Source organism: Erythrobacter litoralis HTCC2594 (assembly GCF_000013005.1).
In the GTDB taxonomy this organism is placed as follows: domain Bacteria; phylum Pseudomonadota; class Alphaproteobacteria; order Sphingomonadales; family Sphingomonadaceae; genus Parerythrobacter; species Parerythrobacter litoralis_A.
This window is the reverse complement of sequence record NC_007722.1, coordinates 2,942,963-2,959,099: the sequence shown is the minus strand read 5'-3', so window position 1 is coordinate 2,959,099 and position 16,137 is coordinate 2,942,963. Positions and strand designations below refer to the sequence as shown.

At 60.0% G+C, this 16,137-nt stretch carries 12 protein-coding genes; 2 read left to right on the top strand and 10 right to left on the bottom strand.

The genetic code is table 11. The features are described from left to right. Nucleotides 1-19: 19 nt before the first annotated feature. The 3 genes from EL2594_RS14450 to EL2594_RS15215 all read right to left on the bottom strand — a co-directional run bounded on the left by EL2594_RS14450 (nt 20) and on the right by EL2594_RS15215 (nt 3,608). Nucleotides 20-2,335 carry a type IV secretion system DNA-binding domain-containing protein gene (locus EL2594_RS14450; RefSeq protein ID WP_041685404.1) on the bottom strand — a complete coding sequence of 772 codons (2,316 nt, stop codon included), beginning with the start codon at nt 2,333-2,335 and terminating at the stop codon, nt 20-22. Beyond that, nucleotides 2,325-2,657, bottom strand: coding sequence for a hypothetical protein (locus EL2594_RS14445; protein ID WP_011415851.1), 333 nt, complete (start codon nt 2,655-2,657; stop codon nt 2,325-2,327). Before EL2594_RS14445 ends, EL2594_RS14450 begins: the two co-directional genes overlap by 11 nt. Nucleotides 2,658-3,386: 729 nt before the next feature. Then, nucleotides 3,387-3,608 carry a hypothetical protein gene (locus EL2594_RS15215; RefSeq protein WP_081432331.1) on the bottom strand — a complete coding sequence of 74 codons (222 nt, stop codon included), beginning with the start codon at nt 3,606-3,608 and terminating at the stop codon, nt 3,387-3,389. Nucleotides 3,609-3,957: 349 nt separating this feature from the next. On the opposite strand from EL2594_RS15215, the gene EL2594_RS14440 reads away from it, so the two are divergent. Continuing rightward, complete coding sequence (locus tag EL2594_RS14440) at nt 3,958-4,224, top strand: DUF6437 family protein (protein WP_041685402.1); 267 nt, start codon at nt 3,958-3,960, stop codon at nt 4,222-4,224. A 67-nt stretch (nt 4,225-4,291) separates the two neighbouring features. Here EL2594_RS14440 and EL2594_RS14435 read toward each other — a convergent pair whose 3' ends face one another. The 5 genes from EL2594_RS14435 to EL2594_RS14410 form a co-directional block, all read right to left on the bottom strand. Further along, nucleotides 4,292-4,690, bottom strand: coding sequence for a single-stranded DNA-binding protein (locus EL2594_RS14435; RefSeq protein ID WP_011415848.1), 399 nt, complete (start codon nt 4,688-4,690; stop codon nt 4,292-4,294). 272 nt (nt 4,691-4,962) lie between these two features. Next, nucleotides 4,963-5,232: a hypothetical protein gene (locus tag EL2594_RS14425; protein ID WP_011415846.1), complete on the bottom strand. Its 270-nt coding sequence runs from the start codon at nt 5,230-5,232 to the stop codon at nt 4,963-4,965. Between the two features lie 69 nt (nt 5,233-5,301). Continuing rightward, on the bottom strand, nt 5,302-6,237 hold the full coding sequence (locus EL2594_RS14420) for a DUF2493 domain-containing protein (RefSeq protein ID WP_011415845.1): 936 nt from the start codon (nt 6,235-6,237) through the stop codon (nt 5,302-5,304). Nucleotides 6,238-6,456: 219 nt separating this feature from the next. Further along, entirely contained in the window at nt 6,457-6,897 is a 441-nt protein-coding gene (locus tag EL2594_RS14415; RefSeq protein WP_011415844.1) for a hypothetical protein, read from the bottom strand. 11 nt (nt 6,898-6,908) lie between these two features. Continuing rightward, on the bottom strand, nt 6,909-7,841 hold the full coding sequence (locus tag EL2594_RS14410; RefSeq protein ID WP_041685398.1) for an ArdC family protein: 933 nt from the start codon (nt 7,839-7,841) through the stop codon (nt 6,909-6,911). 368 nt (nt 7,842-8,209) lie between these two features. Between EL2594_RS14410 and EL2594_RS15415 the strand changes: the two genes are divergently transcribed. Beyond that, nucleotides 8,210-9,532, top strand: coding sequence for a hypothetical protein (locus EL2594_RS15415; protein ID WP_155806073.1), 1,323 nt, complete (start codon nt 8,210-8,212; stop codon nt 9,530-9,532). Nucleotides 9,533-9,778: 246 nt separating this feature from the next. On the opposite strand, the gene EL2594_RS14405 is transcribed toward EL2594_RS15415, so the two are convergent. Together EL2594_RS14405 and EL2594_RS14400 are read right to left on the bottom strand one after the other, a co-directional pair. Beyond that, nucleotides 9,779-11,752 carry a ParB/RepB/Spo0J family partition protein gene (locus tag EL2594_RS14405; protein WP_011415840.1) on the bottom strand — a complete coding sequence of 658 codons (1,974 nt, stop codon included), beginning with the start codon at nt 11,750-11,752 and terminating at the stop codon, nt 9,779-9,781. Nucleotides 11,753-11,856: 104 nt separating this feature from the next. After that, a complete protein-coding gene (locus EL2594_RS14400) occupies nt 11,857-16,104 on the bottom strand; it encodes a strawberry notch family protein (protein WP_041685396.1) in 4,248 nt (1,415 codons plus the stop codon). Between the last annotated feature and the right edge of the window lie 33 nt (nt 16,105-16,137).

Sequence of the window (16,137 nt, the reverse complement as noted above, 5' to 3'; positions counted from 1 at the left end):
AACCTCCGCAAGTCTCGCATCACATGTCGGGCTCAAACTCACCCAAGTCCTTTGCGGGCGGATCGCTGACAGCGCCTTCACGAAGGTCCTTTTCGGCAGGATCGATTGGTTTGGCACCGGTCGCGGATGATCTGTTTTCAAGCGAAAGCGCATCTTTGCCATGGTCCTTCGGGACTTCAGTTCCCGCTTCCTTTTTGTCCTGCGCGACATTCGAGGCTGCGGCATCCTCGCTCGTTTGCACGGTCGAACGTGGCAGAGTCGGGGCCTTGGGACCGACCGCATCGACGCTTGTTTCAGCCTTGGTCTGATCTGACTGACGGGACGCTTCCAACTGATCGCGCGCGGCCGCTTGCCGATCATTTCGCGCTTCGTCAGCGGCTCTAGCCGGCGTTGGCAACGTCAGCTTTAGCTGCTTCGGATCGACGGGTTTGCCAGCACCGTCATCATTCGAGGCAGGATGCTCTCCATCCGTCAAAGGGCTTGCCATTCGCCCCGTCGCTGAAGCCGTGTCAGGATCCTGTGCGCCATTAACTGGCGGCGTCTCTCGGGGTATGAAACCTTCGGCAATACGCTCGCGCGAACGAGGTATCAGCGAAACCGGGGCGGCAGGGAAACCGTCAGGAAACTTGATGTAAGCCGTCAACCTTGGAAGATTCATAAACTGGTCGGGAAGAAGCAGAGGCTCCACCTGCCGCCTCGGTGTCAGGCTGACCGCGTCGCGGGCATTGTTGTAGCCGTAACTATAGCCCTCTTCCATGTCGCGCACCTGCCGGTGACCGATGAAATCGGAGCACCATGTTGCTGTCTCGCGGTCGGCTGTTGCGAGGATCAGCTTGGTCCGCGCAAGCGACGAGAGTGTCATGGCCATGTTCTCGCCGTAGACTTCCTTGAGTTTGGCAAAGGCATGGACGCCGGTGACGATCGCACCACCGAAATTGCGCGCGGTCTGCAGCCCTTTCTCGAGCGCTGGCAGACGATGAAGGGCACCAAGCTCGTCAATCAGGAACCACATCCTGAGGTCTTGCGTGCGCTCGAGTGTCATCAGCGTGTTCATCGCTGTATCGAGCCATAAAGTGAGCAATTGCGAGGAGATGCTCATGTCGACATAGCGCGCCGAAAGAAACAGGATCGAACCCGGTTCGCAGTCGCCCTTAACCCAGTCGCGGACCGAAAAGCGTGGTCCCTCCGAGGGCAGAAGCTTGAGCACTTTGGCGTTGGCGTTGAACACCGCACGGATCGATTCTGCCATACGTGCAGCTTCCGGAGCGGTGAGCGGATCGGCCATTGTTCCGCGCATCAGCTTGTGCACCTCGGACAGATCCGCGGTCATCAATTTCTGGGCCAGAGCCTCGTTGGTCGCGGCCCCTTTGCGCGAGAGATGGAGACACATCTCGACAAACAACATCCGTGCAGCAAGCACCCAGAACTGTTCCGATCCGCCGCCATCATGAGGCACAAGCGCCTCGGCTGCGGCATGGAATTCGGCTTCGCTCGAGCAGTCATTGAAAACGCTCCACACCGGACAACGCGCATCGATTGGGTTGAGAATAACGTCACGTGCCGGATCGTAGTAGGCCTCGATAAAGGCACCGGTGAGATCGAAAATCACGGCGCGTTGGCCGCGCTGACGGGCCTCGGTCACGAGTTCTGTAAGCGCGACGGTCTTACCGGTTCCGGTCGTCCCAATCAGCATGGTATGGCTCTGCTCAAGCCGCCATGGCCAGCTTACGCCAGCAAGATGGGCGGGCGCATAATGCCCGGCTTCGGCCAGCGCAGAAGAGCTTGCAAGGCGCCATTTCCAACCGAACTTCCGGCTCAGCTCTTCAGCGCGATACTTGCCATTATAGCGCTCGATTTCATCCTCGAGTTCATCGAGTGAAACGAGCATGGCTCCGCGCTCGTGCTTGCGTTCTTTCGAGCGGCCACCGAAGCGCTCGGCGAACCACCAGAAGAACACAAATGCTGGCGCAAGAAAGACAGCTGACATGAGCAATCCTTGCTTGGTCGCGGACACGAACGCGTCGACTGCATCGCGCATGGGTGGGAACTCGCGAACCACCGCAAAAGGGAGACCAACCTTGTCTCCATCGGCCAGCGTGAGGTTGACCAGTTTTGCCGGATCGAACTCCATGAAGGCGTAAAGGCTCGCGTAGATATGCATCCAGATCAGGTAGAACTGGTGATCGGTCAGAGTCGTTCTCACTTCCCAATAACAGGTACCCATAACGACTAGCGCGGTGACGATCACAGGGCCTTTGAGGCCTGCTGCAAACATGAAGGCAAAGTGACCTAGCAACTGGCTTCCGCGGGTGAAGTTAAGGAGGTTATGCTTCATGGGAATGGCCTCCCATGTTGGTGCTCAAAGCTAGACCGAGCCGCTCGAGCCGGCGGCGATAAGCCTCGTGCGTCGTTTCCCGCAAGGTCGGGTCCGGATGACCAGCCAGCAGCGCATCGAGAGCCACAGAGATAAAGACGTTCTGCCGGGCTGGATCGAGCGCAGTGGGCCGATCCTTCGTCTCGTTATCACGATGCCAGGCTGCAATAATAAGGTCGCGAATGAAGACGCTGACGCTTTCGCCCTGGTCCGCAGCAGACTGGCGAACCCAGTTGCTCACGGGAAGCGATACGAATGTCTGAAGCCGATCTTGTCGGGTCATGAAACAGGTTCCTTGTCGGGCCGACGGAACCTAGCTCACCTTGCGGAAGGTGATGATGAGAATAAATCGTGAACAACTCGCAGTCAATCGAAAGTTTATCGCATAATTACAATACACTACGGCGATGTGAGTTGTGTGCGGATCAGCGCAAACCCGCTCTACTCGCAGACGGGTTGATTCCGCCCAAAACGGGATTTCACAATAAAATCAGAATGATAAGTCCCGAATTCGCGGGGTAGGGTGTGCTCCCCTGTTCCCCTATGCGCGATGGTGGTCCAGGAGCTTGAGAGCTTTGGCCATGCACGTCTTTTCCCGACCTTCAGGTTGGAGCGAGAGCAAGGTTGGCCAGCAGGTTATTCAACGCCGATGGGCAGCTATTCGACAGCTCCATAGAGATGACTGCACCTGCGAAAGAGGCAGCGGCCAAGGGCGCGTGGAAAGCAGGCAAGCGGGGCATGTCGCTTGCCATCGCTTTGCGCCGCCCGACCCGCTGCCGGCTCGCAAGTGCATGCAGGGCCCAGACACAAATAACGCCGCACCCTCAGGAGCGCATCGCATGATGCGCGGGACAGAGTGCGTCCACAGCCCTGCTCCTTTTTCGGGCGCCGCTGCAAAGCATGCGGTGCCCGTCAGAGCGCATGATTGTCTGTCCTTGATCCGACAGCATTGACAGAGGCGAACATGAAAAAGGGCGGGAACCGTTTCCGGTTCCCGCCCTCTTGATCGCGGTCAAAACTCGTCAAGCATGCCGCCATGGACGGTGTGGACCACACGCGCTGTGAGATGCGCTGGCAATGCGTTATAGTCACCCTCGTCGAGAGCGAAATATCCAAGCTCATCATCCTCGATGACATGCTGATCGAAGAAGCTGTGCAGCGCCCGCTTTTCTGCGGTTTCCAGAGCTTCGAAATAGCTGCGCGACGGTAAAGTGCAGTGTGTAGAACAAGCCATTGTATTCCTCCTGATAATTGTCGTGAGACGACAGGAGATCGCCGGATGGTCTTGCGTATCCCGGGTCACAGGATCGCCCGGACGGGCGACCGCGCAAGCGGCGGTGGGGGCAACGATTTTGTCGAACTGGAGCGCAAGCGAAGGGAGGCAAAATGGTGGGGCCCCGCCAGTCCTTGAGGCGGGAGGCGCAAGGCCATCATGCTTGGACATCCGTGAGCCAGGACCCACCATCTATGCTCCAACTCGAATGGTTTCCGGCCTGCTGCGATTGCCCTTTCCTACACCCCGCTGGCGCGAGCATAGATATCAGCGGGGAGGAAATTTAGAGGGGATGCAGAAGGATTAAGAAATGCCCCGAAATAGAAGTGCAATTGCCGCCTTGCAGAAGCTCGAAGCCGATCGCGAGGCGCTTGATGCAAAACAGCGAGAGCTTGAGGCACAAGCGGCCAAAGAAGTCGGACAGGTCATTCTTGGCACCGGCCTTGAGACATTCTCAAAGAAGGGATTGAAAAAGGTCGCCGAGGCGGTTGGCCAGCTTGGCGAAACAGCGGCGATCGCGAAACTGACAGCAAGCAGTTCATCGCGCGCATCAAGCCCGACGAAGGAAACCGGGTAAACACAGAAGAAGAGGCCCTGCCGCTTGCGGCAGAGCCTCTTCGTTGGGGGAGCGGCCGGTATCGATGTCAGTCGATCTCGGGAGCATCCTTGTTGTCGTTCTCGTCGCCAGAACCGTTGCCGCGCGAGAGGAAGTCGACCTTGTCGGCGAGGATCTCGGTGCCGTAGCGGGTGACCCCGTCCTTGTCCTCCCACTGGGTGTAGTGGATGCGGCCCTGCACGCTGACCAGCTGGCCCTTGGAGCAGTACTGGCCGACGGTCTTGGCAAGGCCGTTGAAGCAGGTCACCCGGTGGAACTCGCTTTCCTTGGCAGTGTAGCCGTTCTCGTCCTTGTAGGTCTTGCCGTCCTTGTCGCGTGCGGGGCGATCGGTGACGACGGTGATGCCGGTGACATTGGTGCCGCCTTTGGTCTCGCGGGTTTCCGGATCGCGGGCGATGCGGCCAGTGAGGATTGCGATATTGGTCATGATGAAAGTTCCTTCAGTTCCTCAAACCGGAGACCATCTCCGGCTTGCGAACATCCAGAAGAAGCAGGGCATGGGAGGACTGCACCGCAGGCCTGAAGGGCCGAAGGGGAACCTATTCATGACGGGTGGTGCGGGCAGGCGCGCGAAGCGCGACAACACGGCCGGAAAGGAACGGGTTGCTGTTCTCAGCTGACCTGGTTCAGGACTGTTCGCGACAAAAGCCGGATGGGTATCGGGTGCGGGTCTGAAGGTGCCGTGACCGGCACTTGCAATCAGGCTTCGCCTTCGCCTTCCGATGCCGCCAGCAGATCCATGAAGTTGCGGGCTGCTTCCCGGTCTTCCTCGTTCTCGAACGCCACATCGCGATCGGGGGCGGACCCGAACATGTGCAGGAACGACCACAGTGCAAAGCGCTTGCCCCGGTCCTTCTCAAGGCCGAGGTCGACCCGACAATGCTCGATGCCAGCTGCAAGGGTATCGGGCGCAACCCCGGAGAGGTCGTTCGTGGCAAAATAGCGCTGCAGAAGATCGTCCAGTTGCATGAGCTCAGCATAGTCGGGTCGGCGTCGAATGCACATCCATGCAATTTAGGATCAAATGCCAAAAGCTCCTCAGGACCCCGGAGAGGTACCCAAGGGGCCGCGGCGATTGACCACGGTGATCCGGCGCGCCTTGGCATCGATCACCAGTCGTTCGGTCACGCCATTGCCCGGAAATGCAACAACGTAACGCGGATTGAGCGAGAGCATCTGCTCGTTGCGCTTGAACCCGGCGCGGGCACCGAGACGACGATCGAGCGAGTAGGTCAGCTGCTGGACCTCGCGACGCTCAGCCCAGCTGGAGGCCAAACGATCAGCACCTTTGCCGTCGCCGCCATGAACCAAGAAGAGATCGGGAACGGCATTGCGAACCTTGTCCAGTGTCGCCCAGATATTGTCGGCATAGGCACGCGCATCTGCGGCGCTCTCGAAGCTTTGGCGACCACCGGCAAAGACGACTGGAGTGCCTTCAGGGATCAGGGCATGGCGCCGGTTCTCCGCGCGTGCGCGCAGGAAATCTCGGCCATCGATTACAGCCGATGTTAGCCCCCGCGAATGGCTTGTGCGCGAGCCTGACATGGGCTTCCAGCAGGAACCGGTCTCTTCCCGGTAAAGGGCCGCCATAGCCTCACGCATCCGCTCAAAAGCAAGCATGCTGGCTTCGGCTGCCTGCGCGCGCTCAATCTGCTCTTCCAAATTGCTCGAATGCACTTCGGAACCATCGGCGGATGCTAGCAGGACACGGATCTCGTTGCTGGCCCGGTCAAGCTGAGCCGACTTGCGGCTGGCGGCGCGGTGGAAGAGGTTGACCACGCCCCAGGCAATATCCTCAGCATCGGCTTCCAAAGCAGTGTCGGAGAACATCGCGAACAGATCTGACCATACGGCACCAAGCGTCTGGTCGATCGCGTCCTCGCAAGGAAAGTCGGTCTGGTTGAAGGGGGCCGGCCCGATGCTGAGGCCTGAGAGGTCGAGGCCGCTCAATTGGTCGATGAAGCTGTCGTACATGGGGTGTCTCCTGATCGTGCGGAATAGGAGAGGAGGCACCATTGCCTCGGCCCTGTCCGCCGGAGCCCGATCAGGGCCGGGAAAAGGGGTGAGACGCACCGCGTAGCGGGAAACCTGCGGACCTAGGCTGGCGCGGGCAACACGGGCCGACGGGCCGCAGGTTGCGGCGCGCTCCGACCGGCCCAAGGGCCTCTCCCGGCGGCCAGGGACGAGGCAGGATCAGCACTCGGTGTCGCAGGTGGATCGGGAGCGCTCGAAGATCGCTTCACCATTCGAGAACCGCCCGACCAGGCGCAACTCACCAAACAGGTCGATGAACCTATCCGACGCTTGACCAAGCCAGTGCCGTGCCCGTGCCGTTCGTGGCACGTAGAAATCGGCCTCCCAGTACCGGGCATCGTCGCGTTCGACGAGCCAGATCGCGGCAAGGCCGCAATAGGTCGATATGCCGCAATCAGCGAAGGCGTTGCGCAGGAGTATGCGATCTTCGCGGCCGCGCCATCCATCGAAATTCTCGAAGGAGGGGAAAGCTGCCTTCATGGTATCGATGATTTCTTCGACCAGGCATTCGTGGGCCCAGTCGACATCGTCCTCTTCGCCATCATCAAGAAGGCGAAAGGCCACCACCGATCCGGTCGGATAACTGACAGAACGTCCCATTTCACCGCTCCTCAGGCTGCGTCAGCAAGATCGATGTCGATCTCGCTTTCGCTGGATTGTTGTCCCCCAAGGTCAAGCAACAGGCTGGCCGCTTCCTCGGCCTTGGCCGCAGCGGTTAGGATTGCACGCTCGTCCGATTTGAGGATCTTGAGCCAGGACGCGATGTAGCTGGCGTGATGGTCGAGGTGGGTGACTGGAAGGCCCAGTTCAGCCCCGAGAATGGCCGAGGAAAGCTCGGCGATCAGTTCTTCGGCAGCATAGGCCTCACTACCAAATCGGTTCTTGAGATCGCGATCGAGCCGCGAGGAATGCCCCGTCCAGTGCGATAGCTCGTGTGCGAGCGTGGCATAGTATTGGTCGTAGGCTTCGAAGAGTTCGGCTGGCGGCATAGTGACCCGGTCGCGCTGCGGCTCGTAGTAAGCCTGCGCACCATGATGACGCAGGTCGGCGCCGATATGGGCGAAGAATGTATCGAGCCGGTCTTCGCGTCCTTTGGGCTCAAGCGCTTCGACCAATGGCTTGGGATGGTAGAATTCCGGGAGGCCATCGCACTGGTCAGCGTTGAACACGGCGTAGGCCTTGAGGACGCGGCGGTTCTCCGTGTCCTGCCCGCCCTCGGCGTTCTCGACTTCCTTGGTGTAGCTCTTGTAGAAGATCGCAATGGTCGATTTCTCACCCTTGCGGACCTGACCCCCAAGCTTCTGGCACTGGCGATAGGTCATCCAGTAAGGCGAGGCGTAGCCGCAGCCATCAGCCACCATCCACAGCCAGAAAGTGTTCATGCCGCGATAGGGGGTGCCGCAGGAGCGCAAGGGCCGCGAAACCGGCACACCGCGCCAAGGCCTGACCCAGGGCTTTGTGCCCTGTTCGAGCTTTTCAATGATGGCGGCGGTGATGCGCTGTGCGGGTGATTGAGTGGACGTTGGCCTTTTGAACTTCGGCATGGAGGGTCTCCTGAATGCTGGGACGAATTTGTCCCAGAGCACTCAGAAGAAGCTCTCTCTCCTCTGTATCATTGTTCGGCTTTGCGGCCCAATCTCTGTCACTAGCTTGCTCACCAACGGCTCCCAAGAGCGGACATAGCCAACACCTCGCCGAGGTCGGCTTTCGGAGCATCTCGAAAAGGTCACTATTGTCGCATTTTGAGGGTGGAAGCGGACGATCGCTCTGCAATTTGTCGATGCCATGCATGACAAGATCACTTCATTGCCCAACCTTTGGTTGTGCATTGACCGGCCGAACAACTTCGTATTTGATCGCTGGCAAGTTTCAAAATGAGGTGAATGGCCGAAATAGGTCTAAGGAATTATCGATGTATAGAAAGATTTTGAATGTGATCGCGTTGGCGTCGATAATTTTCGCAAGTTCAAGTGCTCAAGCTCAAGTCAACTCATCGAGAGTTGAGGCCGTGGGCAATGGTTGGTTCGTGTGGGCTACATGGGGATCGATGGGTATAAATAACTGCCATATTCAAAAAACATCATCAAATGGCACTAAACTTGAATTCATGTTTTCTCTGTCGAACGCCGGGCTAGACTTGAAGCTGAACAACGAAAATTGGAGAAGTCTCGCTAACGGAGACATCCATCGAGTTTCGGCTCAATTCGGCCCAGATGATATTTTGGTCGTTCTGGACATGGAATCGATCAATGTCACTTCATTGTTTCGAGGACTAACACATCGTTTTGAAGGCAGGAGTTTTACCTCCTTTCTGGACGCGGCTGCCTCACAAGACCACCTCACTTTCAACCTGCAGCGAGGTTCGAACCAAAGCACATTGGCCACGTTTGATATGACTGGCGTGAACGATGCCATCGCTTCATTGAACAATTGTGTTCGCATCCGCCAAGAAGAAGCACGTGCGCTAAGAGAGGCTGACCCATTTAGTGGTAGTGTTTCTGACACACCGGGGCAGCAATTAGGGATCTTGGGCAACATAGCGGTCGAAGGTGCTGGCAACGAAGATACTTCTGCTGAACCGAGCTGGACGCAAGCGCAGAGGGGCTTGATAGCGCGCTGGGAGGCCGAGATGGTGAGCTGTGATCCCGCTTCTGATGACTTTGACGAGATTGAGGCGGCTTGCGCACGACTTGATTCAGTCGAGCAAGAAATGCGTTCGAGCGGCATATGTACTCAGCCGCTTCCAGACTCTGGTGCCGTGGCGTTAGTCCGGTGCGGAACGACGGGACTTGGCTCCGTCGCGCCTGTCGAAAGCGATGGTCCCATCAAACTCTGGGAGCGACGGTCTGGCTCTTGGAACGCTGTGGCGTATGACAGCTTTTGCCGCTTGGAGCAAATCGGTCGCAATCGTTCTGGGCAAGCTATTTCATTCTCCTTTTCGCCGAGTTGGATGAGTGATAGCATAACGCTTTACGACACCGACGATGCCGTTCACATTATTCCGAAATCGCGTGTCAGCGCCATTGTAATTGATGATGTTTCGCTTGGCGCGCAAGCTGAAGGCTATGAGCCTTTGCGATCCCTCCGCATAAATGACTGGCGGTTCCGTCACGCAATTAAAGTTGGAAACAGTCTCAGGCTACTCATTGAGGGACGGCAACGCGGAACATTTTCTTTGGCTGGCACAGGTCAAGCGCTGGATTTGCTAGAACAGTGCTTCCAACGCATTGGCTGACCACGCAATCACCAATCTGACAATCCCTCAGCCATGAGCTACACGCCGATCCCAAAAAAGCGTAAGGTTGGTCTGGTGGCTGTCATTCGATGTCCGCATTTGGGTCTGTTGTGGAACGGCGGCTTTCGTATCAACGCAAGGGTAGAGCGGACAGTCGCCTAACGGCCCGAGTGTGACATGAAAAAGGGCGATCCGTCCCGATAAGGACGGACCGCCCGCCGAGTGACCTGGGCCTGTCAGGAGGGGTCAGGCAGCCTGCTCGGCAATTTCGTCACTCGCTTCGTCGCTGACCGGCTCATTGGCATCGGCCGCAACCGGTTCGACTTCGTCGGCGCCGTCGAACCGCATGATCGCAGGCACCCAAGCCTGTGCTCGCTCCTTGATGTCAGCCTCACCGATAAAGTTGCCGGTGAAGATACGCTCGGCAGCGCTCGCAAGCTCAGTCTTCTTCGATGCAGCGTAGCGACTGACCAGTTCGGGACCACCCGCAGCATCGAGCGCTTCGAGCGTGCGAGCCTTTGCCACGCGGTCGAAGTAGTTTGCAGCCGTGGGGCGCCACCAATGCGCGGTCTCGATTTCGAGGAGGGAGCCGAGCGCTTCGTGCAGCGGCACCGAGCGTTCGCCTTCGCAAGCAAGACTGGCAACGAGTGAGCGGGAGACGACGTGGCCGAGCCAGGCCGAGCGCGCCTCGTCAGAAAGCGCCCGAAACTTGGCGAACCGTTCGACGTCGGTTTCACCCGAGCGCCAGCTTTCATCGAGCGACCCGGCAAGCTCGGCCAGAGCAGCGCTCGCCGGTGCATCCTTGGCCTCGAACCCGTTGACCGGGCCGGATGCGACCGATCCAACGAGCGTCGATGCCTTATTGGCGCGCCAGTCATGCCCATCGGCATCCGCAAGCGTGAAGACCATGAAGTCGAGCGCCAGTGCCGGATCGTTGGCGAGATGGATCGCCAGAATGTCGCGGCGCTGCATAGCAAGCTCGTCGAGAAGGCGCTGCGACAGCGAATTCCCTTTGGACTTTGCCGCTCCGCTGTCCTCGACGGCTTCGACAACGCCTTCGTCAGCGATGACCTCGGTCTCGGTATAGAACTGCGGGACCAGTGTCGGTTCGCCATTGCGCGAGAGTACGAGGAAGGCGCCAGCCTCAGCTTTCAGCTCTTCGGCAAGCACTGGGGGGCGGTCATTGAGATCGCGCATTGCGCGATCAATGATGACCAGCTTTTTCTCAGCGCTCGCGATCTCGTCCTCGTCGCTGTCCTCGTCTTCGAGCACAGCAGCGATACGGTCGTAGTCGGCTTCGAGATCGCCAAATTCCTGTGCTTCCTGTTCGGTCATTGGTGCAGGCTCGCAGGGCAAGCGACGGAGACCTTCAACAAGGTCATGGCTGACGTAGTTGCCAAGGGTTGGCCGAACCCAGGCAAGGCCATATTCGAGTGCACTCTTAGAAGCCGCTTCTTCCATGGCCTTGTGCGCGAGGTCTTCGAGAAGCGCGACATCGATCCAGCTCTCGCTGGCATCATCGTCGAACAGTTCGCGCTCGATCCGGCCTCCTGCAGCGAGGTAGGCATCGCGTCCGACAAGAACCGCTCGCGGATCGGAACCTCGCACCGTGGCATCGAGCACCATCCGGCGGATCGTGTCAGGCGTGATCTGGTACCAGGCGTCCTGCAGCTCGGAATAGACATGAGCCTGCCGCTCCACGTCAGAAATCGCGCCGTAGGCCTTGGCCATGTCGAGCGTGATCGTGCCTTCAGCGAGCGCTTCAAAGACGCACGGTGCGAGGCTTGCCAAACGCAGGCGCCCTTCGACGAAACGGACTGTGAGGCCAAAGCGGCGCGCCACGTCTTCGGGGGTAGCCCCCGCCTCGATGATGGAAGCGAAGGCCTGCGCCTCGTCGGCGGGGTTCATCGCGAGACGCTGGAAGTTCTCGGCAAGACTGGCTTCACGCACTTCGCTTTCCTCGCCTTCGATGACAAGGCAGGTGACCTGGTGGTCCTTTGGTAGCGTGCCCTCTTCGGCCAGCGCCTGCAGCGCGGCGAGACGGCGACCACCGGCCTCGACCTCGAACTTGCCGCGCTTTCCTTTGCGCACGACGAGGTTCTGCAGGAGGCCGCGCGCAGCAATGTCTGCCCGCAGCTGGAGGTCGGCCAGCACGTCGCTCGACTTGCGAACATTGCGCGGACTCGGGACAAGCTTTTTCAAGGGAATCGACTGGATCATGGGTGTTCTCCTGATGGAATGAAGGCGCAGGTGAGGATCACGAGGCCCACAAGCCCAAAGGGCTCCCTCCACTCTCATTCTGAGATTGGGGTCTGCCCGAGGGATCAGGCGGCAAGCGCGGGGAGGACCGACGAGGCAGTCGACACAGGGACGAACAGCCGCGTGCGGTAGCGAATGATCTCGGTAAAGCAGCCCTTACCCTTGTACCAGTCGAGCCGATCAGGAGAGAACCCGATCAGTTCAAGGCGCTGTTCGCCGCCGACCAGCGAGCGCTTCACGGTAAGTGGATCATGGCTTGCGAGGCCCAGCGGTTTCCCGCTTGCGATGACAAGCCCTCCGATCTGGTCTGGCGTCGGGCCGGTAACCCCGGAGAGGCCAAAGGTGTCGGCGATCGCGGCGAGATCGAATTCGAGCACTTCACGGCCGATGATCGACTGGCCGTCCTCGGCAACGAGCCGGGTGACGCGGACATGATCGCCGGGCAGGCGCTTCCAGACCGGAAGCAGCAGTCCGGTGGCGAGATGGACGCGCTCGGTCACCGGTGAAGCGGCCGCTTCCTCTTCCTCAGACCGCCAGGCGCTTGTGAACGCAGTGACGCCCATTTCTTCCCAGTGGCTTTCAGCGAGTGCCTCAAGCGTCCAGCTCGCGGACTTGAGCGGGCGCAGCAGGCGCCGGCGTTCGATTACGGCCCCGTCGTCGGCAATGAGGCGCCGGGCAGGAACCGACAGCGCGACCTTGCCCGAGCGCGCATTGCGCATCGGGATCGCGTACGGGCTGCCGATCTCGTGCATCCGCACCAGGCGCTGCAAGCGCAGAGGCCGAAGGTGCCTCGTCACTTCGAGCGAGACGAGACGGGTTTCCGCTCCAGTCACAGGATCGGTGCGTAAAAGCTCATCGGCGAGGACCGTAAAGTGATCGACCTTGACGGTTTCCAGTCCCTGGTCGAGCGTTCCGGCCTCGCGCGCAGCTTCAATCCGCGCTTCGACGAGGCCGAGATATTCGTCGAATATGGCGTTCTGGAGCGCAATCGGCAGCGCTAGGATGCGGTTGAGCCAGCGCTGGATCGTCGGGAGATTATCGGTCAGCCCGCCATCGGGGTTTTCGAGCCGGAGGCCGGTGCGCTCGACGAAGTTGCCAAAGGTGGTGGCTTCCAGTTTGCCGTCATAGAGCAGCTGGAACCAGCGGCTGAGCGCGTCGCGCGCATAGTCGCTTTCAAGATTGTCTGTCGGGTCGAACAGGTTCTGTCCGCCCGTCTGGCGCTGGCCGCGCGTAAGCGCGCCCAAAGCGTCGAGCCTTCGCGCAATAGTCGAGATGAATCGGCGCTCGCCCTTCACATCTGTGGTGACCGGGCGGAACAGCGGAGCCGAGGCCTGATTGGTGCGGTTCGTGCGACCAAGACCCTGGATGGCGTTGTCGGCGCGCCATCCCGGTTCAAGCAGGAAGTGAACCCGGCGCTGCTGGTTCCTGGCGCCCAAGTCGGCATGATAGGAACGCCCCGTGCCGCCCGCATCCGAGAAGACCAGGATGCGCTTGGTCCCTTCCATGAAGCTTTGGGCTTCGGCGACATTGGCGCTGGGGCTTCGCCGTTCGAGGCGCTGCTGACCATCGCGGCCGATAACCAGCCTGCGGGTCCGACCTGTGACCTCTGCCACGGCGTCAGTTCCGAAGTGCTCGATAATCGCGTCAAGCGCAGTGGCGATGGGCGGCAGTGCGCAGAGTTGCTCGATCAGCGCATCGCGCGCAGCAATGGCGCGCGGGCAGAAAACGGGATTGCCCTCCTCGTCGCTCATCGCCTCGGAGCGAAGATTGCCGTCCTCGTCAGCAAAGACCTGCATCAATCGCACCGGAAAGCTCTTCGCAAGATAGTCGATGACGTATTCACGTGGGGACAGATCGATATCGAGCGCTTCGCGTTCTTCCACGGTAAGGTCGGCAAGGCGCCGGTCGAGCATGGCCTCGGCGGTCGAGACCAGCTGCACTACGATCGAATGGTCTTCGCCAAGCGCAGCTTCCATGGCCGGAATCAGGCTCGGCAGTTTCATCGAAAGCAGAAGCTGGGCAAAGAAGCGCTGCTTAGTGCCTTCGAAGATCGAGAGCGCCGCAGCCTTGGCGTTGCGATTGAGCGTGTCGCCGCTGTCCTCGTCGACCACGCGGGTTGCCTCGAGCGCGGCCTCCAAATTGCGGTGAATAATCGCCCAGGCATCAGCATAGGCGTTATAGATTTTGACCTGCGCTTCGGTCAGGCTGTGTTCGAGGATCTCGTATTCGACCCCGGCGAAGGACAGCGCACGGGCAAGGTAGAGACCTTGGGCCTTGAGGTCGCGCGCAACGAGCTCCATCGCCGCGACGCCGCCGGCGCGGATTTCGGTCATGAACGCCTCGTGGGTCGGGAAAGCGGTCTCGGGTCCCCACAGACCAAGCCGTGAGGTGTAGCCGAGGTTGGCAATATCCGAAGCGCCCGTTGCAGACGCATAAAGAACGCGAGCGCGCGGCAGATGGTTCTGCAGCCTGAGACCCGCCATGCCCTGTTCGGAGCCCCTGATCTTGCCGCGGGTTGAAGCGCCCCCGAGTGCATTGGCCATGGCGTGGGCTTCGTCGAAGGCGATCACGCCGTCATAGTCCTCAGCCGCCCAGGCGAGGATCTGGTCGAGCCGCGTATCCTCTGCGCGGCCCGAGCGCAGCGTCGGATAAGTGACGAAGAGGATGCCTTCGGACATCGTTACGGGGTGGCCGAGCTTCCAGCGCGAGAGCGGCTGGAGATCGAGCGGCAGCCCGCCGAGCGCTTCCCAGTCGCGGTGTGCATCTTCAAGGAGCGCCTCATTCTTGGTGATCCAGATATGGCGACGCTCGCCGGCGAGCCAGCGGTCCATGATGACCGCCGCGATCTGTCGTCCCTTGCCCGCTCCGGTCCCGTCGCCGAGGAAGAAGCCTTGGCGGTAGGCGTGGCCGTCGTTGGCAAGCTCAAGCGAGGTGCCTTCCTGGCTGACCTTGAATTGACCCGGCAGGTCGCGCGCGAATGCCTGGGCAGCGTAAACCAGTGTCTCGCATTGTGCTTCGGACAAGAGTCCATCGGCCTGCCAATCTGCGGGGAGACGCGGGATGACGTCGGGCTGAGGCGCCGCTACCGAGCCCATGGCGACCGACTCCACAAGCGGGGTAGGATGGATTGGTGCGCCCTCGAACGCGATGCGGCTGGGCCGGTACGGGAGGTAGATTCCTGTCTGTTCGGGTACCGGAGCGGGGTCAGCGAGGCCAGTATAGGTCAGTTCGATCGCATTTGCTGTGGCTGCAGGAATCCCTGCGAACGGTGCCGATGGCCGCACTGGTGCGCGATGCTTCGACGTCTTGCCGACTAGACGCGCTCGCTTGCCGACTGGCAGGCGATGGAGGCTGGCAGACATCGTCGCCCTTGGCGGAAGCGCAGTGACAAGTTCGTGGAGCTCAATCAGGTCGGCAGTATCTCCGGTGATCGCAGGCAAGGACGTAGTCTGCGTCTTGTCCACCACGACCAGGCGAACGGCGATCCCCGTCCCTGTCCGGCAAAACATTTGCTGCAAGCGAACATCGAGGAGGAGCGACGCTTCTTCCTGTTCTTTGGTGAAAGTGGCAGCATCGAAGCCTTCGGGCATGATGGCGATTATCCTCGCCCCATTGGCAGCGGCCCGGATCGCACCGCGCAGGTGACGCATGGCGGTCTCACCGTCCTTACCGCGTTCTTGGCTGCGGGCAAATGGCGGGTTCATCAGCACGGCCGACGGAACAGGGCCGCGATTGAGGTCTGCGATCAGTTCGCCGTCATGCGCGGTGATCGTGGCTGCAGAGAAGATGTGGCGCAGGCTGACTCGTCTTGCCGGTTCGATTTCGTTGAGGATCAAAGAAGCGTTCTGGACGCTGCCCCAGAGCGCAACGGCGCCATTGCCGGCTGACGGTTCCAAGAGCGTATCTCGCGCAGAAACAGCTGCGGCCTTTGCCATCAGCCAAGCCAGCATCGGCGGCGTTGAGAACTGCTGTAGCTCGATCTGTGCTTCGCTGCGAACATGCCGGGGAGGCAAGGCTGCTTCGAGCCAGTCGAATCGCGCTTCGGCTTCGTGCACGCTCGTCGCCAGATCGATGCGCGAAGACTCGCGAAGCCAGAGCAGTGCGCCGATTTCCACCGCGTTGTTGTAATCGTCGATGGTCCAAGCGCTTCCCCATTCCGGAGCTCCGTTCTCTTCGGTGAACAGCCCGGAAATGTCGGCACGGGTCAGATGGCGTCCCGAGGCGAGAAGTTCGGCAATCTTGGCACCGATGGCGTAGACCAGCGGCACTGACGACAACTTCTCACTGGCGGGAAACAGGTCTGATTGAAACATGGCAATTCGTCCTCCTGATGGGGGCATCGGGAC